Annotated in this window: 22 protein-coding genes; 7 read left to right on the top strand and 15 right to left on the bottom strand. The window is 71.9% G+C overall.

Annotated elements, in window-relative coordinates; genetic code table 11:
* Positions 1 to 64: 64 nt before the first annotated feature.
* Positions 65 to 1,348, bottom strand: a complete 1,284-nt coding sequence (locus ACIPKM_RS07605; RefSeq protein ID WP_261645818.1) for an SGNH/GDSL hydrolase family protein — start codon at positions 1,346 to 1,348, stop codon at positions 65 to 67.
* Positions 1,349 to 1,530: 182 nt separating this feature from the next.
* On the bottom strand, positions 1,531 to 2,274 hold the full coding sequence (locus tag ACIPKM_RS07600; protein WP_402736489.1) for a hypothetical protein: 744 nt from the start codon (positions 2,272 to 2,274) through the stop codon (positions 1,531 to 1,533).
* A gap of 64 nt (positions 2,275 to 2,338) precedes the next feature.
* On the opposite strand from ACIPKM_RS07600, the gene ACIPKM_RS07595 reads away from it, so the two are divergent.
* On the top strand, positions 2,339 to 2,893 hold the full coding sequence (locus tag ACIPKM_RS07595; protein ID WP_402736488.1) for a TetR/AcrR family transcriptional regulator: 555 nt from the start codon (positions 2,339 to 2,341) through the stop codon (positions 2,891 to 2,893).
* A gap of 68 nt (positions 2,894 to 2,961) precedes the next feature.
* Positions 2,962 to 3,435: a hypothetical protein gene (locus ACIPKM_RS07590; RefSeq protein WP_402736487.1), complete on the top strand. Its 474-nt coding sequence runs from the start codon at positions 2,962 to 2,964 to the stop codon at positions 3,433 to 3,435.
* Positions 3,436 to 3,464: 29 nt separating this feature from the next.
* Here ACIPKM_RS07590 and ACIPKM_RS07585 read toward each other — a convergent pair whose 3' ends face one another.
* The 4 genes from ACIPKM_RS07585 to ACIPKM_RS07570 form a co-directional block, all read right to left on the bottom strand.
* Positions 3,465 to 3,776, bottom strand: a complete 312-nt coding sequence (locus tag ACIPKM_RS07585) for a YciI-like protein (RefSeq protein ID WP_071302241.1) — start codon at positions 3,774 to 3,776, stop codon at positions 3,465 to 3,467.
* Positions 3,777 to 3,851: 75 nt separating this feature from the next.
* On the bottom strand, positions 3,852 to 4,460 hold the full coding sequence (locus tag ACIPKM_RS07580) for a TetR/AcrR family transcriptional regulator (RefSeq protein WP_071294276.1): 609 nt from the start codon (positions 4,458 to 4,460) through the stop codon (positions 3,852 to 3,854).
* A gap of 68 nt (positions 4,461 to 4,528) precedes the next feature.
* The gene (locus tag ACIPKM_RS07575) at positions 4,529 to 5,086 is read right to left on the bottom strand and encodes a MarR family winged helix-turn-helix transcriptional regulator (protein ID WP_071302243.1); all 558 of its coding nucleotides are present in this window, start codon (positions 5,084 to 5,086) and stop codon (positions 4,529 to 4,531) included.
* A 45-nt stretch (positions 5,087 to 5,131) separates the two neighbouring features.
* Positions 5,132 to 5,314, bottom strand: coding sequence for a hypothetical protein (locus ACIPKM_RS07570; protein ID WP_070417401.1), 183 nt, complete (start codon positions 5,312 to 5,314; stop codon positions 5,132 to 5,134).
* Positions 5,315 to 5,591: 277 nt separating this feature from the next.
* Between ACIPKM_RS07570 and ACIPKM_RS07565 the strand changes: the two genes are divergently transcribed.
* From ACIPKM_RS07565 to ACIPKM_RS07545, 5 genes are all read left to right on the top strand, one after another.
* Positions 5,592 to 6,023, top strand: a complete 432-nt coding sequence (locus ACIPKM_RS07565; protein ID WP_402736486.1) for an Hsp20/alpha crystallin family protein — start codon at positions 5,592 to 5,594, stop codon at positions 6,021 to 6,023.
* An 11-nt stretch (positions 6,024 to 6,034) separates the two neighbouring features.
* Positions 6,035 to 6,355 carry a hypothetical protein gene (locus ACIPKM_RS07560; RefSeq protein ID WP_402736485.1) on the top strand — a complete coding sequence of 107 codons (321 nt, stop codon included), beginning with the start codon at positions 6,035 to 6,037 and terminating at the stop codon, positions 6,353 to 6,355.
* Positions 6,356 to 6,429: 74 nt separating this feature from the next.
* A complete protein-coding gene (locus ACIPKM_RS07555; protein ID WP_071302247.1) occupies positions 6,430 to 7,116 on the top strand; it encodes an SDR family NAD(P)-dependent oxidoreductase in 687 nt (228 codons plus the stop codon).
* A 320-nt stretch (positions 7,117 to 7,436) separates the two neighbouring features.
* On the top strand, positions 7,437 to 8,717 hold the full coding sequence (locus tag ACIPKM_RS07550; protein ID WP_402736484.1) for a sensor histidine kinase: 1,281 nt from the start codon (positions 7,437 to 7,439) through the stop codon (positions 8,715 to 8,717).
* Positions 8,714 to 9,385 carry a response regulator transcription factor gene (locus ACIPKM_RS07545; RefSeq protein WP_071302248.1) on the top strand — a complete coding sequence of 224 codons (672 nt, stop codon included), beginning with the start codon at positions 8,714 to 8,716 and terminating at the stop codon, positions 9,383 to 9,385. Before ACIPKM_RS07550 ends, ACIPKM_RS07545 begins: the two co-directional genes overlap by 4 nt.
* A gap of 13 nt (positions 9,386 to 9,398) precedes the next feature.
* Here the strand turns inward: ACIPKM_RS07545 and ACIPKM_RS07540 are convergent, their stop codons facing one another.
* The 9 genes from ACIPKM_RS07540 to ACIPKM_RS07500 all read right to left on the bottom strand — a co-directional run bounded on the left by ACIPKM_RS07540 (position 9,399) and on the right by ACIPKM_RS07500 (position 19,060).
* Complete coding sequence (locus ACIPKM_RS07540; RefSeq protein WP_402736483.1) at positions 9,399 to 10,169, bottom strand: triose-phosphate isomerase family protein; 771 nt, start codon at positions 10,167 to 10,169, stop codon at positions 9,399 to 9,401.
* On the bottom strand, positions 10,166 to 11,872 hold the full coding sequence (locus ACIPKM_RS07535) for a dihydroxyacetone kinase family protein (RefSeq protein ID WP_402736482.1): 1,707 nt from the start codon (positions 11,870 to 11,872) through the stop codon (positions 10,166 to 10,168). Before ACIPKM_RS07535 ends, ACIPKM_RS07540 begins: the two co-directional genes overlap by 4 nt.
* Entirely contained in the window at positions 11,869 to 13,251 is a 1,383-nt protein-coding gene (locus ACIPKM_RS07530) for an MFS transporter (protein ID WP_071294269.1), read from the bottom strand. Before ACIPKM_RS07530 ends, ACIPKM_RS07535 begins: the two co-directional genes overlap by 4 nt.
* A gap of 78 nt (positions 13,252 to 13,329) precedes the next feature.
* On the bottom strand, positions 13,330 to 14,097 hold the full coding sequence (locus tag ACIPKM_RS07525) for an SDR family NAD(P)-dependent oxidoreductase (RefSeq protein WP_402736481.1): 768 nt from the start codon (positions 14,095 to 14,097) through the stop codon (positions 13,330 to 13,332).
* A gap of 11 nt (positions 14,098 to 14,108) precedes the next feature.
* The gene (locus ACIPKM_RS07520; RefSeq protein ID WP_071294267.1) at positions 14,109 to 15,062 is read right to left on the bottom strand and encodes a 3-hydroxyacyl-CoA dehydrogenase family protein; all 954 of its coding nucleotides are present in this window, start codon (positions 15,060 to 15,062) and stop codon (positions 14,109 to 14,111) included.
* Positions 15,059 to 16,057, bottom strand: coding sequence for a sugar phosphate isomerase/epimerase (locus ACIPKM_RS07515; RefSeq protein ID WP_071294266.1), 999 nt, complete (start codon positions 16,055 to 16,057; stop codon positions 15,059 to 15,061). The genes ACIPKM_RS07520 and ACIPKM_RS07515 overlap by 4 nt, the downstream gene beginning before the upstream one ends.
* A 192-nt stretch (positions 16,058 to 16,249) precedes the next feature.
* Complete coding sequence (locus ACIPKM_RS07510; RefSeq protein ID WP_402736480.1) at positions 16,250 to 16,966, bottom strand: GntR family transcriptional regulator; 717 nt, start codon at positions 16,964 to 16,966, stop codon at positions 16,250 to 16,252.
* Between the two features lie 50 nt (positions 16,967 to 17,016).
* Positions 17,017 to 18,018: a matrixin family metalloprotease gene (locus ACIPKM_RS07505; protein WP_402736479.1), complete on the bottom strand. Its 1,002-nt coding sequence runs from the start codon at positions 18,016 to 18,018 to the stop codon at positions 17,017 to 17,019.
* 127 nt (positions 18,019 to 18,145) lie between these two features.
* Positions 18,146 to 19,060: a GNAT family N-acetyltransferase gene (locus tag ACIPKM_RS07500; protein WP_402736478.1), complete on the bottom strand. Its 915-nt coding sequence runs from the start codon at positions 19,058 to 19,060 to the stop codon at positions 18,146 to 18,148.
* Positions 19,061 to 19,103: the final 43 nt, after the last annotated feature.

The following is a 19,103-nucleotide window of genomic DNA, read 5'->3' as shown; positions in this document are numbered from 1 at the left end:
TCACCACTGCTCCCCCGCTACAGGGGGTAGAAAGTTCCGCGCCCGAACCGATACGGCTCCGGTCCTACCGGATCACGAGGTCGTCAAGCCGAGCGCGAGTGTCGGTGATCCGGACACCGCTCCTCGTGGCGGACCCGTTGAAGCTGTCCGCGCTGGAGTACACGGCGGGACCGTCGACGTAGACCTTGATCTTCGCGCCGTCGGCCCTGACCCGCACGGTCGACCCCGGCTTGACCTCGCGGCTCAGTGCCTTACCGATCTGGATGAACCGCCCGTTGACCCGCTTGTAGACCTTCGCGTTGCCCTTGCCCGACCCGTGGACGTCGAGCACGAAGTAGTCCTTGGCGCTGCTCAGTCGCCACACCGGCCCCGCACCCTTCGAGGAGATCGCCGTCATGGTGAGGCTGATGTCGACCGCAGCCTTCTTCGTGTCGACGGTGGCCGCGGATTCACGAACGGCCCCGCTGCTGGCTCGGTAGGCACGGCCAGCAGAGATGCCGTACTTCACTCCGCCGACCGTGGAGTAGGACCGGCCGTGCAGGTCCTTGCCGAGTCCGGTGATCATGTCGGGCCGGTTGAACGAGTCGTAGCGAACCGCCGGTGCCGGCGTCAGGACGTTCTGCCCCTCACGGAGCCGCACCCCGCTCAGTGCTGAGGTGATCGTCTCCGTGATGTGCGCCTGCCCGACGTCGTTCGGGTGCTGCCCGTCGGGCCCGATCATCGTCGCCTTGTTCCATCCGGTGAAGGCATCGGCGATGATGACCGATCCGTCCTTCGGGTACGCCGCGACGACGCTGCGGAGGTAGCGGTTGTACCGGACGACGTCAGCGTCGGTCGGGGGTGACGGGTACCACGCGTAGCCCTTCGTCGTCGACGGGGTGTCGAGCACGATGACGATCGTGGGTGGGAACGGCCCGGTTCCCCGCACCCAGTCGATGAAGCCCCGGACGTTCGCCTTGAACGTGGCCTCGGGCACGTGGCGGCCGACGTCGTTCTGGTTCCCGAGGTACGAGACGACCCCGTAGTCGCCGCGGTTCCACGTCGAGCGCGCGCGGTCGAGGATCTGCGCCGTCGAGGCCCCGCTGATGGTCTCGTTCGACCAGAGCGTCGGATCCGCGCCGAGGCTCGTGCGGACCATGGACGGGTACATCCGGCTCGGCACCGAATCGGAACCGAGTTGCACCTGTCCGAACGAGTGACCGTACGCGGCGTACCGCACACCACGCAGCGCGTCGTTGCCGGGCGACGGAGCGGCCTGCACACCGCCCGGTAGGAGCGCACCGATGACCGCGAGGACGGCAGTGGCCGCCGTGATCACGGCAGAGCGGTGGCCACGGGTCGTGCGCATGTTCGTCCCCCTCCGGACGCCCCATGCGCCGCGACAGATACGGGCGCATCGATCGCACCCCCGCCTACGCTAGGGCAGAAACAAGCTCACCTTCTGCTCCCCGTTCGCGTGACAGGCAGAGGAACGGGGCAACGCATCGCCTAGAGATGACGACCGGACCGGACCGTTCGGTCGGGCGAGCGCTACCGGTCGCGAGCTGCGAGCCACTCATCGAACGTCGGGCCGACCACCTCGACGTCTCCCGCGGGCAGGAGCGCCCCGTCCCGGAACGCCCGGCCCGTCCGGCCCGGGATCGGCATCGGGACGGGCACCACGCCCGGATGCGGCAGCGCCGTCGTCATCGCCCACAGGGACGTCGTCTCGGGCCCGGCGACCTCCACGACCGGCGCGGACCGCCGGCCCGTCGCGACCTCGGCCACCACCGTCGCCACCGCTTCGAGCGACACCGGAGCGATGGTCATCCGCGGCACGAGCGCGATCGGCCCGACGCGCAACCGCTCGAGGTTCTGCGCGGCGAACTCGAACCACTGGGCCGAACGGACGATCGTGGCGCCCCGGCCCGCCGCCCCCGCTGCCCGCTCCTGTGCGGTCTTGCCGGCGAAGTACCCGTAGCCCTGCACCTCGGACCTGGTGCAGTTGAGGATGGACAGCAGCACGTGTCGCGCCCCGGACCGTTCGGCCGCCGCACCGACCACCGCCGTCGAGCGCGTGAAGAAGTCCGTCGCACGCCGCCGACTCGTCGTGAACCGTCCGGTCGCCTCGACGATGACCTGCGGCCGGACCGACGCCAGCCGATCGACCGCGTCGTCCGCGAGTACGTCGAACCCCGAGGACCGGGACAACCTCGTGACCGAGCAGCCGTGTGCCCCCAGCGCTGCCTCGATCGCGACTCCGGAGATCCCGCCTCCGACCACTGCAACCCGCATCCTGCCCCCTTCGGCTCTACATCCGTAGAGAACACTACGATGGTAGAGGCGAGAGGGGAAGAGCATGGGGCGACGCGAGGACCTGGCGGACGCGGGAGTACGGCTCACTGCTCGCGGTGGGGTCCGAGCCCTGACGCACCGGGCAGTCGACACCGAGGCCGGCGTGCCTGCCGGATCGACCTCGTACTACGCGTCGACGCGGCGCGAACTGACCGCGCTCGTCGTCGCGCGCATCACGGAGCAGCTGTCGACGGAGCTGGGCGCGTTGCGTCTCCCCGAGCCACTCGACGACGCGACGGTCGTCGAGGTCGCCGCCACGTTCCTCCAGGGCCTCGCAGGGCGGGCGGAGGCGCAAGCCGCTCGCCTGGCCCTCCTCCTGGAGCTCCGGGACGACGAAGCGCTCCGCGCACCCCTCACCGGCGCCGACCCGGTGCGCGCCGCGCTGCTCGCCACGGCGGAGGACCTGCTCGACCGCGTCGGCGTCGACGACCCTTGGCGATCCGCGGTCGACCTCGTCGGACTCGTCGATGCACTGCTCCTCTACCGCGTCGCGGGGGTCGCGCCCGTGGACGACCGAGCGGTGCTCGGCGCGTACGTCGCAGGGCTGCCGCGCAACTGAACGCGCCCTCACCCACTCGCAGCTGCACCGGGCGATCGGCGGGTCTACCCCCTGCCAGGATGAGCGCCGTGGGGAGACGTCGGCTCGTGCTCGGAGGGGTGGTCGCCGCCGTGCTCGTGGCGGCCGGCACGGCGACGGTGCTGTCGGTGACGCACGCGCAGACCGTGGCCGCGCGACTCCCGCCCGCGAGCGCGTCCTCCGAACAGGTCCTCCGCGTCTACCTCCGGGCCGCGAAGGCACACGACTGTGCTGTCACCGAGGCCCTCACCGACGACAGCGGCGGTCCGGACGCGGCCTGGTGCGGCGGACGCACCCCGTCCTCGTGGTTCGACGACCACCCCGACCTGCTCGGCTACCGGCACATCGGGGCGGTCTCGCGACTGAGCGCGAAGGAGACGGGCCGATCCGCGGAGGAGTGCATCCCGGTCGACGTCACCGAGACGAACATGACGGGCGCCGAACCCGGCGTGCTCCCCGGGTGGCAGTTCTGCTTCCGCCACACGCCGGCCGGCTGGCGGCTGACCGACGAGGGCTACGGCTGACCCGATACCGTCGCCGGTTCCCGAGAGCCTCAGTCGGGGCGGACCGGTCCCGCCGCGAGATCGCCCACCACGGTCGTCCACGGTCGCGCGGTCCACGACGTCACGAGTCCCCCGGTCACGTACGGGTCCGTCGCCGCGAACGCCCGCGCACGCCCGAGCGCGTCGTCGCCGACGAAGACGATCAGCGCGGTGAACGGTCCGGCGCCCTCGCCGACCGCACCGCCGAGGAGCAGCTCGCCGCGCTCCGCCGCAGCCCAGGCCGCCCGGAGGTGCTGCTGGCGGAACGCGTCTCGGCGCTCGAGGTAGTCGTCGACGTAGGTGTACTCGAGTACGGCGTGCATGGTCCTGCTCCGATCCGGTCGTGCGCGGGACCCACGGCCCCGCTGACACGAGTGTGGCAGGACCAGCGGGTCCGGTCAGCCCGCCGGCGGCACGATCTGCTCGAGCAACCGCAGCACCCGCTCGCCGTCGACCGCGTCGGGGTCGAGCAGCCACTGCACCTGCAGTCCGTCCGACGCCGCGATGCTCAGGGACGCCAGGTCGACGGGGTCCAGGTCGGCCCGGATCCGCCCGGACGCCTGGTCCGCCTCGATCAACTCCGCCAGGTCCGCCCGCAGCCGGGTGAACCGTTCCCGCATGAACTCCCGCGTGGCGGGGTGCCCCTCCTGCACGGCATCGGCCGCCAGGGTCGTGTACAGCTGCACCAGCCCCGGGACCGCGCGATTCCGCGAGGCGCTCTCCCGCATGTCCCCGATCGCGGACTTCATCCGGTCCGGCGCCCCCTGCTCGCGGACCTCGTGCTCGCGGTAGACCGCGAGCAGCAGTTCGTCGCGGCTCGGGAAGTAGTGCCGCAGCGCCGCGTGGGTGATCCCGAGGGCGTCGGCGACGGATCGCAGCGACGACGCGTCGACACCCTGCTCGGCGACCATGCGGATCGTCTCATCGAGGATCTGCGTCCGTCGTTCGGCACCCTTGCGGTAACCGCGTCGCGGCAGGGCCGCGTCGTCGTCGGCAGGGTGCGTCATGCGCCCAACTTACCGCTGGAAGGTTTTTTCCGGGAGGCGCGGCTCGGCGCCGTCACGGACCGCCCGGTTCAGGAGTCGTACGGCTCCGCCTCGCCGTCCGGGTCGACCGTGTACTCGTCGACGGGAGCTGGCGCGCCACCGACGAGGGCCTCGGTGATCTGGACGAGGCAGCGGGCGAGGACGTCGTTCTCCTCGGAGGACAGGTGGTCCATCACCTCGACCACGGCTTCGTGGAAGCGTGCGTAGGACGCGTCGATCTTCTTCGCCGCCTGCACCGTGGGCTCGAGCACCTGTGCCCGACGGTCGGTGGGGTGCGGGGCGCGGACGAGGTCGCCCTTCTCGACGAGCCCGTCGACGATCTTCGTCACCGACGCGTTCGAGACGTTGAGCATGACGGCGAGGTCCTTGGGCCCCATCGCCCGGCCGTCCCGGTGCGCCTGGAGCATGTACCGGACGGCGAGGAACTCGTTCTTGGTGAGACCGCTCTCCGACCGCGCCTGTTCGAGCTGCTGCTCCTCGGCGTGCTGCAGGCGGAGGAGCGCGTCCACGGCGCCCTTCGCGGCACGCGACCGGGGTTCCCGGGCGTAGAGGTGCATGTGCTCGCGGCGGACGACGGTCAACGGCATCTGGTCGGGTGTGCTCTCTGCCTGGTGCGGATCGGGGTGCGGGGCCTAGGCCGCCGGGACCGAGAAGAAGTCGGCGTAGGACGGTTCGGAGCGACCGGACAGGAGCGACGGGTCCTGGATGCGGCGCTCGACGTAGGCGTCGATGATCGCGGGGTCGGTCAGACCGACGCGCGTGTGGGTGCCGCCGAGCCGAGCCTGTCGCGGCATCCCGGTGTACGTGCTGTGCATTGCGATACCGCCCCTCGTCGTCGTTGCTGTCCCCATCGGACGCCCGAAGTCTTTCACAACGTGAACGATCAGCAAAACGAACAATTCGTGTTCTGTACGGTTCACGCACTGAACAGTCAGCCCAGCCGAACTACATCGCTGTCATTCACCGTCGCCGCGGATCCCCGGCTCCGAGCGGATTCCGAGCGTTCTTTTGGCACTCGCCAGGCTTGAGTGCTAAAACATGTCGCAGTTGAGTCGAGGGGACTCAACACCAGACACGAAGGAGTTGACACCGATGACGATGAACTTCGATCCGTTCCGCGAGCTGGACCGTCTCGCCGGCTCCCTCCTCGGCACCGCGGGCCCCCGCTCGATGCCGATGGACCTCTACCGCACGGGTGACCACTACGTCCTCGACGTCGACCTGCCCGGCATCGACCCGGGTTCCGTCGACATCGACGTGGACGGCTCGGTCCTGACCATCCGCGCCGAGCGCACCCTCGGCGCTCCCGAGGGCTCGCAGTGGCTCACCCGAGAGCGCCAGCCGGGCACGTACGTCCGTCAGCTGACGCTCGGCGACGGGCTCGACGCCGAGCGCATCACGGCCGGCTACGACAACGGCGTCCTGAGCGTCACGATCCCCGTGAAGGAGTCGGCGAAGCCCCGCAAGATCGCCGTCATCACGGGCGGTGGCCGCGAGCAGCTCGCCGTCGGCAGCGGGGAGTAGGAGCGGCAGCCGTGTTCGACCTCGTCAACGCCCTGGTCGCGATCGCCGCCGTGACGGTCGCGCTCGCGCTGTCCAGCCTCGACCGACGGACCGCGGTCCTGCTCGGGGCGACGGGCGGCCTCGCGGGGAACTTCCTGACGTGGTTGGCCGTCCCGTCGCTCTGGGACCGGTGGGCCGTGGTGCCGTGGGTCGCCGCCGTCGCCGGCACCGTCCTGCTCATCGCGGGCTGGAGCGCCGTCCGGGCGTACTCGGGCCTGTTCGAGCCGCCGCGTGCGGACGATCCGGACACCAGCGCGCTCCTGACGGTCGGCGGGAGCGGCCGCAGCAGCTGATCGAACCGACGACGCCTCGGGCTCGGTGCACGACGTGTGCCGAGCCCGAGGCGTTCCGGGCGTAGCGTGACGGCGTGGACCTCGAACTGCAGAACCGTGTCGCGCTCGTCGTCGGAGGGAAGGGGTACATCGGCGCCGCCGTCGCCGATCGACTCCGGGCCGAGGGGGCGACCGTCGTCGTGGCCTCCCGCAGCGCCGGCGACTCCCCCGACAGCGTCGCGATCGACACCGCCGACCAGGCCTCCGTCGACGCCGGCGTCGCGCGGGTGCTCGAGCAGCACGGCCGCATCGACGCGCTCGTCGTGACCGCGGCCCCGAGTGCCGGCACCCTCGACCCGGCGAAGAAGTCCGACCCCGAGCAGGTCCTCACCGCGATCGACGGTAAGGCACTCGGATTCCTCCGCGTCGCCAACGCGGTGCTGCCGGCCCAGCGTGAGGCCGGGTTCGGACGCGTCGTCGTGATCAGCGGACAGAACGCCTACCTGTCGGGCAACATCACCGCGTCGCTCCGCAACACCGCGGTGAGCGTCATCGCGAAGAACCTCGCCGACGAGGCCGCCGGCTCCGGCGTCACGGTGAACGTCGTCAACCCGGGGCTGGTGACGGACACCCCCAGCACCGAGGTCCGCCCCGGTGGCCCCGGCGACTCCAGCCCGCAGCAGATCGCCGACCTCGTCGCGTTCCTCGCGTCGCCGCTGTCGGTGGTGTCCGGTGAGTCGATCTCGATCGCCCACCGCGTGCTGGGCCAGATCACCATCTGACCGACGGGCGGGTCCGGCAGATCGGTACGACCTGCGGGCCAGGAGGCGCGGTGCGGGCCCGACCCGCGCCTCCTGGCCGCCACCCGGTCGCGTCGCGACGGACCAGACGCCTTCATCCGTGCGGATGAACGCGTTCACCCGTGCGCCCGATGCCCGGCGCGCCCCGCTCGGCGAGGCTCGGAGCATGGAGTCCTCGACGAAGCACACGATCGCCACCCTGCTGGTCTGCGCCGCGATCGTCACGGTCACGGCCACCGCCCTCATCGCGATGTCGCCGGTCCCGTGACCGGCGGACGACGCCCCCGTGCGATGATCGTGCCGTGACGGAACGGCGCACGTTCATCCGGCCGCTCGCCACCCGCTCGATCATCATCGACGTGGCCTGGGCGGTCTTCGCGGCGTTCGTCTTCCTGCTCCCGATCGACCTCGAGCTCGAACACGCGAGCTTCTTCGCGGTCCTCGCCGCGGCCGGGGCGATCGCGCTCCGACGGGTCTCGCCGTCCGCGGCGATGACCATGGTCGTCGTCCTCGGCATCGTCCAGGTCGGCGGCGGCGAGCGGCCGTCGCTCGTCGACATCGCCATCTTCGTGGTCATCGGCACGGCGGCGGTCGTCGGCACGCGCGGTGAGGTCATCGTGTCGGGCCTACTGGCGTTCGTGGCCGGCATCAGCGCGACGCTCTACCTCGCACTCACCGGTTTCCGGTTCCTCGTCCTCATCAACGGCCCGCGCGACCAGGCGTTCCTGGCGATGGCCGCTCCGGTGACGGCGCTCCTCGGGGTCTGGGCGGGCGGGGTCGCCGTCCGGGCCTTCCGTTCGCGGGACCGCGAGTCCGAACGCCGGGCGGACGCCGAGGCCGCTGCGTCCCGAGCCGAGGCCGTCGCCACCGAGGCCGAGGCCACCGCCACCCGGGCCATCGACGTCGCCGAGTCCGAGCGGATCCGTGCGGACATCGCCCGCGACGTGCACGACGTGGTCGGCCACTCCCTCGCCGTGATCATCGCGCAGGCCGACTCGGTGCCGTTCCTCGCCGACGAGGCCCGCATCCGCGAGGTGAGCGCCACGATCGCGAGCACTGCCCGGAGCTCCCTCGTCGAGGTCCGGCAGGTGCTCGGGCACATCGACGGCTCCGGCGCCTCGACCGACCCGGGGTCGCTCGAGGAGATCGTGCAGGGCATCCGCGAGGCCGGGGTCGACGTCGACCAGGCCGTCCGCGGGGTCCCGGTCGTGCTCGGGCCGGAGAGCGGGACCGCCGCCCGCCGGGTGCTGCAGGAGATGCTCACGAACGCGCTCCGACACGGTGCCCCCGGGATGCCGGTGACGGTGCGGGAGACGTGGCGGTCGGCCGACCTGGTGCTCGAGGTCGAGAACCTCGTCCCGACCGCCGGCGCCGTCGGAACGGCCACGCCCCGCGCCGGCACCGTCGGAACCGGCCCGGTCGCCGTCCCGCCGGTGAGCACCCGCGGGTCCGGCCGTGGCCTCGCCGGCATGCAGTCCCGGCTCACCGCACTCGGCGGGTCCTTCGACGCCGCCGTCCTCGACGACGTGTTCGCCGCACGTGCCCGCATCCCGTTCGACGTCCTTGGGGGGACCAACCGATGACCGATCCGATCCGCATCCTGCTCACCGACGACCAGGCACTGTTCCGAGCCGGCCTCCGCGTCGTGCTCGACGCCCAGGACGACATGGTCGTCGTCGGCGAGGCGTCCGACGGTGCCGAGGCCCTGGCGCGCATCCCCGAGCTGCGACCGGACGTGATGCTCCTCGACATGCGGATGTCGGGCATGGACGGGGTCGAGACCGTCCGGCAGCTGTTCTCCGGCGCGGTCGAGGGGCCGCTCCCCCGCGTGGTCGTGCTGACGACGTTCGGCCTCGACCCCGCTGCCGCCACCGCGATCCGCCTCGGTGCGAGCGGGTTCCTGCTGAAGGACACCACGCCGCCGTTCCTGTTCGCGGCCGTCCGGGCGGTGCACGAGGGGAGCTCGGTGATCGCGCCGAACGACCTCTCCCAGCTGTTCGGCGCCGACGTCGAGCACGCGCCGGCTCCGCAGCCCGAGGCGTTCCAGTCGCTGACGGACCGGGAGCGCATCGTGTTCGGCTGGGCCTCGCGCGGGTTGTCGAACGCGGAGATCGCGGCGAAGGAGTTCGTCACGGAGTCCACGGTGAAGACGCAGATCTCGAGCATCCTCGGGAAGCTCGCGCTGCGGGACCGGGTGCAGCTCGTGGTCTACGCGCACGACCACGGGCTGGCGGGCGCTCGCGACGCCTGAGCGGCAGGACGGCTCAGCGCCCGTCGAGCGCCGCCACCTCGTCGAGGATCGTGGCGATCGCCGCCGGGTCGTGCGCGAACCGCCCCAGGAACAGACCGCCGATCCGCCCCTGCCCGCGGGTGAGCAGCCCCGGCCCGGCACTGCCGCCGTAGATCACGACCGACCCGGCGAGTTCCGGCCGCATGGCCAGGTGCTCCTCGATCCCCGCGAGCACCCCCACGACGTGCTCGTCGGGCGCCGGTGCCGGGGCGCCGATGGCCCACACCGGCTCGTACGCCACGACGAGCGGCCCCGCCAGTCCGTCCGCGACCGCCGTCGAGACGGCCAGGTCGAGCTGCGCGGTCACCTCGGCGACGGTCTCCGCTCGGGAGGCGCGACTCGCCTCCCCGACGCAGACCAGCGGCCGCAGGTGGTTGCGGTACGCGGCGTGCACCTTCCCCGCGACCTCGCCGTCCGTCTCGTGGAACAGGGAGCGCCGTTCGGCGTGGCCGATCTCGACGAGGTCGACGCCGATCTCGCGCAGCTCCGCACCGGTGACCTCGCCGGTGTACGCCCCCGCGTCGGCCCACGACAGGTCCTGGGCGCCGAGCAGCACGGGAGCACCGGCGTCGGTCAGGATGCGGCGGACCGGGACGAGCGCCGGGAACGTCGGCACCACGAAGAGCGACGCAGCACCGGACGTCACCGCGGGGTGCCGCCGGGCGACGTCAGCGACCTCGGCCGCCCACGACAGCGTCCGGGCGTGCGAGAAGTACGTCTTGAGCGACACCCCGATGGTGATCACGGCGCGACGGCCTCCACGATCAGCGCGAAGGACACCGCTCCCGGGTCGACCGTCCCGACGGCGTGCTCGGCGTGGGTCCTCGCCCGGCCCTTCCTCGGCAGCAGCTCGGCGGTGCCCTGCGCAGCGTCCTGCGCGGCGGACACCGCCGTACGCCAGGCATCAGGGAGCGCGGCACCGTCGTCGACGCGCGAACGGAGGGCCTCGCGGAACGGGACGAGCGCGTCCACCATCGTCTTGTCCCCGGGCACCGCGCCGAAAGCGAGGACCGCCTCGGTCGCCGCGCCGACGGCCTCGACGACGTCCGCACCCGTCGGACGCGAGTCGTCCCCGAGGACGCGACCCAGTGCCTCCAGGGCCGCGCCCCAGATCGCACCGGACGTTCCACCGGCCTTGTCGGACCAGGCGTCGCCGGCGATCCGCAGCACACTGCCCGCACCGGCTCCACGCTCGACGGCGTCGGACGCGGCCTCGGCGGCGGCGTGCGATCCCCGCTGCATGCCGATGCCGTGGTCCCCGTCGCCGGCCACCGCGTCGATGCGGCCGAGTTCGTCGGCGTGCTCGTCGATGACCGAGCGGACCGCGGCGAAGCCGGCGGCGACCTGGACGGCGACGGCCCGGGAGTCCTCGCTGGCCGGGCCGACCTCGTCGGGTGCCGCGTCGTCCGCCACCACGGACGGTGCGACACGCTCCGCGGGGACGGCACCGCCCTTGCGGTACGCGGGGGTGTCGGCCGGGGCGGCCCAGAGCTCCTCGAGCTCCGCGTCGACCCAGAACAGCGTCAGCGAGACGCCGGCCATGTCGAAGCTCGTGACGAGCTCCCCGACCTCGGGCTCGACGATGACGACGCCCGCGTCGACGAGCCGGCGCTGCACCGAGCGGTAGACGACGAAGAGCTCCTCGTACTTCACGCTCCCGAGCCCGTTGAGGATCGGGACGACGCGGGAGCCGGCGGCGATGACCCCCGCCGGCAGTTCGTCGAGCAACCGGTCGACGAGCAGCGCGGCGAGTCCGTCGGCGGTCGGGACGTCGGCTTCGTCGATGCCGCGTTCACCGTGGATGCCCATGCCGATCGCCATGCGACCCTCGGGCACGATGAACAGGGGTTCCTCGGCGCCGGGGAGCGAGCAGCCGGAGAACGCGACACCGAACGATCGGGTGCGGTCGTTCGCCCGCTCCGCGATCGCCGTGACGGTGTCGAGGTCGTCGCCCCGCTCGGCGGCGGCTCCGGCGACCTTGAACACGCAGAGGTCCCCCGCGATCCCGCGCCGTTCGTGCGCGCGGTCGGCGGGCGCGCTCACCACGTCGTCGGTGACCCGCACCGTGCGGACGCTGATGCCGGAGGCCTCGAGCGCGCGTGCGGCCGCGTCGAAGTTGAGGACGTCGCCGGCGTAGTTGCCGTAGCTCAGGAGCACCCCGCCGCCGTGCTCGGAGGCCGTCGCGACCGCCGTGACCTGCTGCGCGCTCGGGCTGGCGAACAGGTTCCCCATCGCCGCACCGGCCGCGAGCCCGTGCCCGACGAGCCCGCCGAACGCCGGGTAGTGCCCGGACCCGCCGCCGATCACGAGCGCGACCGTGCCGTCCGGCGACGTGGTCGACCGGGCGACCCCGCCGTGGACCTTCCGGACCCACCGCTCGTTCGCGGCGACGAACCCGTCGGTCGACTCGTCGGCGAAGTCCGCCGGGTCGTTGAAGAGCCGGGTCATCGCTCGTCCCCCTGGGTGCGCACGTGCGTGGTGTCGAGCAGCTCGTCCGCCTTCGCACCACGGAAGTACTTCGTGCAGAAGATCATCACCGCCGCCACGAACGCCAGGACCCCGAGCGACACGATGCCGAACGCTCCGCTGTCCGTCGGCACCACGTCGTTGATCGCCGTGCGCATGATCGGTGCGACGAACCCGCCGAGGTTGCCGAGCGAGTTGATGAGCCCGATGCCCGCGGCCGCTGCGGCCCCGGTCAGGAAGGCCGTCGGGTACGCCCACGTGATCGGTCCCACCGCGAGGAAGCTCGCGACCGCCAGCGTGATGAACAGGATGCCGAGGATCGGCTGCCCGTTCGCGCCGGCCCAGGCGGACCCGAGGATCGACAGGCCGGTGGTGATGTAGAACCAGGTGCCCCAGCGTCGACGACGCCCGACGGTGTCCGCCCGCGAACCGACGAGGTAGCAGGCGACGAGCCCGACGAGCCACGGGATCGCCGCGACCAGTCCGACCTGCCAGCCGACGTCCTGGCCGAGCAGCGACGAGACCTGCTGCGGCAGGTAGAACGTCGTGCCGTACACGGCGACCTGCAGGCAGAAGTAGATGATCGTGAAGTACCAGACGCGACCGCTGGCCAACGCCTTCCAGATGCCCGTCGGGCCGTCCTCGCTGCGGGCGGTGTCCTCGCGGGCCATCGCCGCCGTGAGCGAGTCCTTCTCCCCCGGCTCGAGCCACTTCGCCTGCTGCGGACTGTTCGTCAGGAACACCAGGGCCGCGATGCCGGCCAGGACCGCGAGCAGTCCCTCACCCGCGAACATCACCTGCCAGCCGTGGAACGGGGTGGCCTGGTCGCCGAAGCTGATCAGTCCGCCCGACAGCGGTGCGCCGATCATCTGCGAGAACGGCTGCGCCAGGTAGAAGATCGCGAACATCCGCACGCGGACCTTGTTCGGGAACCACTCGGACAGGTACATGATCACGCCGGGGAAGAGTCCGGCCTCGGTCACGCCGAGGATGAACCGCAGGATGATGAACATCGTGTCGTTCGTCGTGAACGAGAACAGCGCGGCGACGATGCCCCACGTGATCGCGATGCGGGCGAGCCAGAAGCGTGCACCCAGGCGCTTGAGCAGCAGGTTGGACGGGATCTCGAAGATCGCGTAGCCGATGAAGAAGATGCCGGCACCGAGCGCGAAGGCGGCGTCGGAGATGCCGCGGTCGACGCTCAGGGCCTCCTCGGCGAACCCGACGTTGGTGCGGTCGAGGAACGCGACGAAGTACAGGATGACGAGCATCGGCATGAGGTGCTTCGTCGCCTTGCCGATCGCCGACTTCAAGGCCGGGTCGTGCGTGGACCCGAGCGCGGGGGCAGGGGGAAGTGACACGGGTTCGCTCCTTCGCGAGCACGGTGCGGTGGGTTGGGAGGGGACGGTGCGGTGGGTTGGGAGGGGACGGTGGACCCGTCAGTGCATGTACAGGCCGCCGTCGACGTTCAGCGTCTGGCCCGTGACGAACCCGGCGTCCTCGCTGATGAGGTAGGCGATCGCGGCGGCGATGTCCCTCGGGGTGCCGATCCGCGGCAGCACGCCGTCGGCGGCCATCGCGGTCTTGCGCTCCTCGGTCAGGGTGCCGCCCATGATGTCGGTGTCGATCGGCCCGGGGGCGATCGCGTTGACGGTGACGCCCTGCGGCCCGAGCTCGCGGGCGAGGCCGCGGGTCAGACCGATCACGCCGGCCTTCGCGACCGTGTACGGGGTCTTGCTGAAGGTGCCGCCGCCGCGCTGGGCGGAGACCGACGACAGGTTCACGATGCGGCCGTAGCCGTTCCGCACCATCGACTCCGCGGCCCGCAGGCTCGCGAAGTGCACGCCGTCGAGGTTGATCGACAGCACGCGGTGCCACTCCCCCTCCGGGAGGTCGAGGTAGGCGTGCGCCGAGGACACCCCGGCGAGGTTGACCAGGGCGACGATCGGGTCGAGCTCGGCCTCGATCGTGTCGAAGGCGGCCCGGACGGCGGTCTCGTCGGCGACGTTCGCGCCCACGCCGACGGCCCGGACGCCGTGCTGCTCGCGGATCTCGGTGGCGACCGCCGCGCTGGCGTCCTGGTCGAGGTCGATGATGCCGATGTCCCACCCGGCCTCGGCGAGGTGGTGGGCGGTGGCGCGGCCGATCCCCCGGGGCGATGCGGCCCCGGTCAGGACGGCGGTGCGGTGCTGCTGTTCGTTGTGCATGGTGTTCCGCCTCAGTGGATCGGGGCCGGGCCGAGCTCGTCGAGGAGCTTCTGCATCGCGACGTAGGCCTTGTTGCGGTAGGCGACGAGTTCCGGCGTGCGGTCGGCGGGCACCTCGAGGTACCCGGCGCCCGACTTCGTGCCGAGCTCGCCCGCGTCGACGTGCTGCTGCAGGGACGGCGGGGTCGCGAAGCGCTCGGGCCAGCGGGTCTGCAGCGACTCGAAGCAGAACGCGTACACGTCGAGTCCGGCCATGTCGGCGATCGCGAACGGGCCGAAGAACGGCAGGCGGAAGCCGAACGTGGTCCGCACGATGGTGTCGATGTCGTCGGGGGTCGCGATGCCCTCGTCGGCGATCTTCGTGGCTTCCTCGAACAGTGCGTACTGCAGGCGGTTCAGCACGAACCCGGTCGAGTCCTTCACCCGCGCGGACTGCTTGCCCGTGGCCGCGACGACGGCCTCGCCGACCGTGATCGCGTGCTCGTTCGTCGTCGGGTGCGGGATGAGCTCGACGCCGGGGATGAACGGCGCCGGGTTCGAGAAGTGCACGCCGAGGAACCGCTCCGGACCCACGACGGCCTCGGCCAGCGACTCGATGAGGATCGTCGACGTGTTCGAGCCGATGACGGCGTCCGGGCGGGCGGCCTCGCTGATGCGCCGGAGCGTCGCGTGCTTGATCTCGAGCTTCTCGGGGACGGCCTCCTCGATGAAGTCGGCCGAGGCGACCGCTTCCTCGATCGAGGCGGCGGCGCTGAGGTGGGCCTCCACCCGCGACACGGCATCAGCGGGGAACAGCCCGTCCGCGACGAACTGCTCCGTCTCGGTGATGAGCCGGGCGCGGTTGGACGCGGCGATCTCCGCCGAGACGTCGGCGATCCGGACGGTGTGACCGGCGAGGGCGAGGACCTGGGCGATCCCGCCGCCCATGTAGCCGGATCCGACGACGGCGATGTCGAGGGTGCTCATCGGGTGACTCCTTGCTTCGTCGCCCCGACCACCGAGGTGGCGAGGACGGAACGGATGTACTGCTGGTTGGTGGCGCAGACGCCGAGGCTGTCCCCGCCGTACTGCTCGGTCATGACGATCCCGCGGAAGCCGTCGGCGACCGCGTCGCGCAGGACCTGGCGGTAGTTGATGAGTCCGGCCTCCATGGTGCTCGGCGCGCTCGTCGCCCAGCTGCCGTCGCCGGCCTCGTCCCGCGTGTAGTTCTTCACGTGGAGGTAGTTCGTGTACGGCAGGGTCTTCGCGAAGAGCTCCTTCCAGTCCTCGACCGGACGGTGCAGACGGATGAGGTTCGCGACGTCGGCGTTCAGCCCGACGTTGTCGAGGCCGATCTCCTCGACGAGTCGGACGGCGCTGTCCGCGGTCCCGAGGTACGTGTCCTCGTACAGCTCCAGCGCCATCGGGAGTCCGACGCTCGCGGCGTGCTCGCCGAGCTCACGCAGACGGGACACGGCAGCGGCACGGACCTCCGCGTCGTCCGGGTCCTTCGGGCCCTGCGCGGTCCAGAACCAGAGCGCCTTCCGCTGGGCCTCGTTGAACGGCTGGTGGAGCCCCGTCGAGAACACCTGCATGCCCCACTCGGCCGCCGCGTCGATCGTGCGGTGGGCGTAGGCGAGGTTGTCCTCCTCGTGCCCGGGCTGGACGACGCTCTTGCGCTGCAGGTGCACCGACGGGATGCCGACGCCGTGAGCCTTCGCGATCGCGAACAGCTCGTCGCGGCGGGACCGTTCGAGGTCGGCGGGCCGGATGTGGCTGTCGGCGAGTTCGGCGAGCGAGAACCCGACGGCCTCGATCTGGGCGAACACGTCGTCCCACACGGCCGGGTCCGCGTCGTGGAAGGCGACGCCGTCCCGCGTCACCTGCGGGAACCCGTGCAGACACGTCGCGATCGGCCAGGTGTCGGCCGTCCAGCTGCTGGAGTCCCAGTCTTGGTCGACCCAGTCCTGCGGTGTGCTCACGGGATGCTCCTTCGCATGTCGGGGTTCGTCGTCGAACCTCTTTCCTATAGGAAAGATACTCCGTCGTCGGAGATTCGCAACCGACCGGACCAAACCCCTCGTCCGGGGGGCTCCGAAGGAGGGCGGGCACGGAGGATCAGGACGCCCGTCCCGTTGACCCGAACCTCGGGACGGGCGTCCGCCCGGGCCGGATCAGGCGGTGTGCGACGCGTCCGCTCGCGACCGCAGCCGCACGGCGTCGATGTGGTGCCGCATCGCCGCGACCGCCGATGCGGGGTCCTCGGCCAGTGCGTCGAGCACGGCGCGGTGCTCCTGCACGGCACGGTCGGTGTCGTCGCCACCACCCTCGACGATCTGCCGCATCCGGTGGACGCGGGTCGTGATGATCTCGGACATCTCTTCGAGGAACGGGTTGCGCGTCGCGTCGAAGACGACCTGGTGGAACTGCCAGTCGGCCCGGAAGAACCGCGCCATCAGCTCCTCGGACGCCGCACCCGCACCGATCGCGGCGATCTCCTCGGCCACGGCCGCCTGCTCGTCGAGCGCCGTCGCCAACCGTGACCGCAGGGCGGGGACGTCGCCGCGCGCAGCCAGCTCGACGGCCCCCGACTCCACGATGAGCCGGGCGTCGAAGAGGGCCTCGAGCTGGTCGCCGGCGAGCGGCGGGGACACCCGGTACCCCTTGTTGGCCTCACGCGTGACGAGCCCGGTGCGTTCGAGCTGCACGAGCGCCTCGCGCACCGGGGTCGGCGAGACGCCGAGGGAGCGGGCCAGTCCGTCGATCGACAGGCGCATGCCCGGTTCGACGTCGTGCCCCATCAGGACCTCGAGCACCCGGTCGTAGACGCGGTCGCGCAGCCCGAGCTGGGTGATGCGCTCGGTCCCGAAGCCCGGCATCGTGGTCGACATGCATCGATCCTAGAGAATCCAGGATCACGGGCGCCTCGCCCCGGTCCGGATCAGTAGAGCGCGTCGATGCCGATCAGGTCGCCGAGGCCGAGGGTCCGCTGGCCGGTCTCGCACGTCGTCGACGCGGGCTTCATCACGAGGCCGCTCGTCGCCGCGGTGTGGCCGAGGCCGTACGCGTGCCCCCATTCGTGCGTGGCGACCCCGCGCAGGTCGAAGCGCTTCCCCGAGCAGGTCGACGCGGCGGACCAGTCGACCGACGTCGAGTACCGCTGGTCGGCTTCGACCGCGACGCCCGAGCGCGACCAGACGCAGGTCACCGCGAGGGTCCCGGCGCGCAGCGATCCCCACCCGACCAAGTTCGAGCCGTCGGACGCGCCGCAGCCACCGGTGGCGGTGACGCCCATCGCGCGCTTCCGGCTGCCGAGGGGCGTGTCGTCCGCCGTCGACTTCACCGTCCGGCCGCACGCCGACGTGGTCCCGGTCCAGGCGTCGGCACCGGCGCCGATGGCTGCTGCGCCGGACACCTTCTGGTTGTTCGGGTTGTAACTCCACTCGACGGTGTCTGCCCAGCGGAACCCGAGCTTCGTGTACGCCGTCGCGGAGCAGCTGGACGACTTGCCCGTGGCCGCCGTCGACGATGCCGCTCCGCCCGTGGCCCGGAGTCCGGAACCGCCCGGGAGCGTCCGGTGCGCGAGGGCGGCACGCTCATGGCGGATGGCTGCCGGCGCCCCGGACCACTGGTCGTGCACGAGGACCGCGACTCCCGAGCGGCCGGTGTTCGTCACCGACACGTCCCCGTCGTCGGCACTGCCCGCTGCGCCGACCGGCATCGCGGAGACCGTCGTCCCGACCGGCGGCACCCGGAACTGCCGACCGTCCGGCAGCACGACCGTGCCGGACGACACGGCACACCCCGACGACAGCGCGGCGACGGTGATCCGGTCCCCGCGGCAGGACGGTGCGGCATCGGCGTGCGGGACGCCGACCGACGTGGTGACGACCGCGGCGAGCGCGATCCCGAGCACGACCGCCCCTGCGGTCACGGTGGACATCCGCACGTTGTCGACCCTCCTGGTCCCCTGTACCGGCAGCCCCCTGCCGGGCGCAGTCAGTGTGCGGACCCCCGGACGGCGCGGTCAACCCCCCCGAACTGGCCGTGCACACGCGCCGAGACTGTGCTCAGGGCACCTGCACGAACCGCGGCGCACCCCGCTCCCGCAACCGGAACCCGAGGTGCTGGTACAGCCCGATCGCCCCGGTGTTGCCGGCGGCGGCGTGCATGAGCGGCGTCTCGCCCCGCGCCCGGATGCCGTGCGCGACGTCGAGCACGAGGCGCCGTCCGAGCCCCTGCCCGCGGAAGTCGGCGTCCGTGCACACCGCGCTGATCTCGGTCCACCCCGGCGGGTGCAGGCGCTCCCCGGCCATGGCGATGAGGCGGCCCTCGCGCCGGACGCCGACGTACCGGCCGAGCTCGATCGTGCGGGGCAGGAACGGCCCGGGCTTCGTGCGGGCGATGAGCTCGAGGATCTCGGGGACGTCGTCGGGGGTGAGCTCGACGGCCTCGGGGTCCGGAGCGCCCTCGATGTCCTCGCCGGTGAGCTGCACGCCCCCGGAACCCTCGACGGCGTGCCAGCCCTCGGGGAGGACGGCGGACGCACCGACGCCGAACACCGCACCGGGTCCGAGCAGCGCGCGCACGTCGTCCCAGTCCGCGGCCGTCGGTCGCTCCGGGATCCCGGTCCAGACCGACACGTCGGGCAGGTACCGCGCGATGTCGCCGCGACGCTCGGCGAACCGGGCGTGCTCGCCGTTCAGGGACGCGAGCGCGGGGTTGTCGAGCAGCCGGGTCGGGCTGCCGTCGTCGGCGATCGTGAGGTCGAGCGTCCGCACCGCCGCGCCGCGGGGGTCGCCGCCGCGGAAGCCCAGGTCCTCGAGGCGGCGCCGGTCCCCGTCCTCCCAGCCGGCCGTGTCCGCGACGACGGCGGCGGCGTAGGTGTTGCGGGCGTGGTCGACGACGGCCTCGACGTCCGTCGCGGTGGTCAGGACGACCGCTCCGGGTCGGGTCAGGTCGGTCGTCGGGGCATCGGTCGTCATGGGTCCATCCTGCGACGCCGCGGACACCGACCGCACATCGTTG

Source organism: Curtobacterium sp. NPDC086286 (genome assembly GCF_044746255.1).
In the GTDB taxonomy this organism is placed as follows: domain Bacteria; phylum Actinomycetota; class Actinomycetes; order Actinomycetales; family Microbacteriaceae; genus Curtobacterium.
This window is presented reverse-complemented; position numbering and strand designations above follow the sequence as displayed.

Bases quoted from the DNA above. Each gene is read 5' to 3' on its own strand.
- ACIPKM_RS07535 (WP_402736482.1), bottom strand. From the start codon at position 11,872: ATGACCCGGCTCTTCAACGACCCGGCGGACTTCGCCGACGAGTCGACC.
- ACIPKM_RS07525 (WP_402736481.1), bottom strand. From the start codon at position 14,097: ATGCACAACGAACAGCAGCACCGCACCGCCGTCCTGACCGGGGCCGCA.
- ACIPKM_RS07520 (WP_071294267.1), bottom strand. From the start codon at position 15,062: ATGAGCACCCTCGACATCGCCGTCGTCGGATCCGGCTACATGGGCGGC.
- ACIPKM_RS07565 (WP_402736486.1), top strand. From the start codon at position 5,592: ATGACGATGAACTTCGATCCGTTCCGCGAGCTGGACCGTCTCGCCGGC.
- ACIPKM_RS07570 (WP_070417401.1), bottom strand. From the start codon at position 5,314: ATGCACAGCACGTACACCGGGATGCCGCGACAGGCTCGGCTCGGCGGC.
- ACIPKM_RS07500 (WP_402736478.1), bottom strand. From the start codon at position 19,060: ATGACGACCGATGCCCCGACGACCGACCTGACCCGACCCGGAGCGGTC.
- ACIPKM_RS07545 (WP_071302248.1), top strand. From the start codon at position 8,714: ATGACCGATCCGATCCGCATCCTGCTCACCGACGACCAGGCACTGTTC.
- ACIPKM_RS07600 (WP_402736489.1), bottom strand. From the start codon at position 2,274: ATGCGGGTTGCAGTGGTCGGAGGCGGGATCTCCGGAGTCGCGATCGAG.
- ACIPKM_RS07510 (WP_402736480.1), bottom strand. From the start codon at position 16,966: ATGTCGACCACGATGCCGGGCTTCGGGACCGAGCGCATCACCCAGCTC.
- ACIPKM_RS07575 (WP_071302243.1), bottom strand. From the start codon at position 5,086: ATGCCGTTGACCGTCGTCCGCCGCGAGCACATGCACCTCTACGCCCGG.
- ACIPKM_RS07595 (WP_402736488.1), top strand. From the start codon at position 2,339: ATGGGGCGACGCGAGGACCTGGCGGACGCGGGAGTACGGCTCACTGCT.
- ACIPKM_RS07585 (WP_071302241.1), bottom strand. From the start codon at position 3,776: ATGCACGCCGTACTCGAGTACACCTACGTCGACGACTACCTCGAGCGC.
- ACIPKM_RS07505 (WP_402736479.1), bottom strand. From the start codon at position 18,018: ATGTCCACCGTGACCGCAGGGGCGGTCGTGCTCGGGATCGCGCTCGCC.
- ACIPKM_RS07605 (WP_261645818.1), bottom strand. From the start codon at position 1,348: ATGCGCACGACCCGTGGCCACCGCTCTGCCGTGATCACGGCGGCCACT.
- ACIPKM_RS07580 (WP_071294276.1), bottom strand. From the start codon at position 4,460: ATGACGCACCCTGCCGACGACGACGCGGCCCTGCCGCGACGCGGTTAC.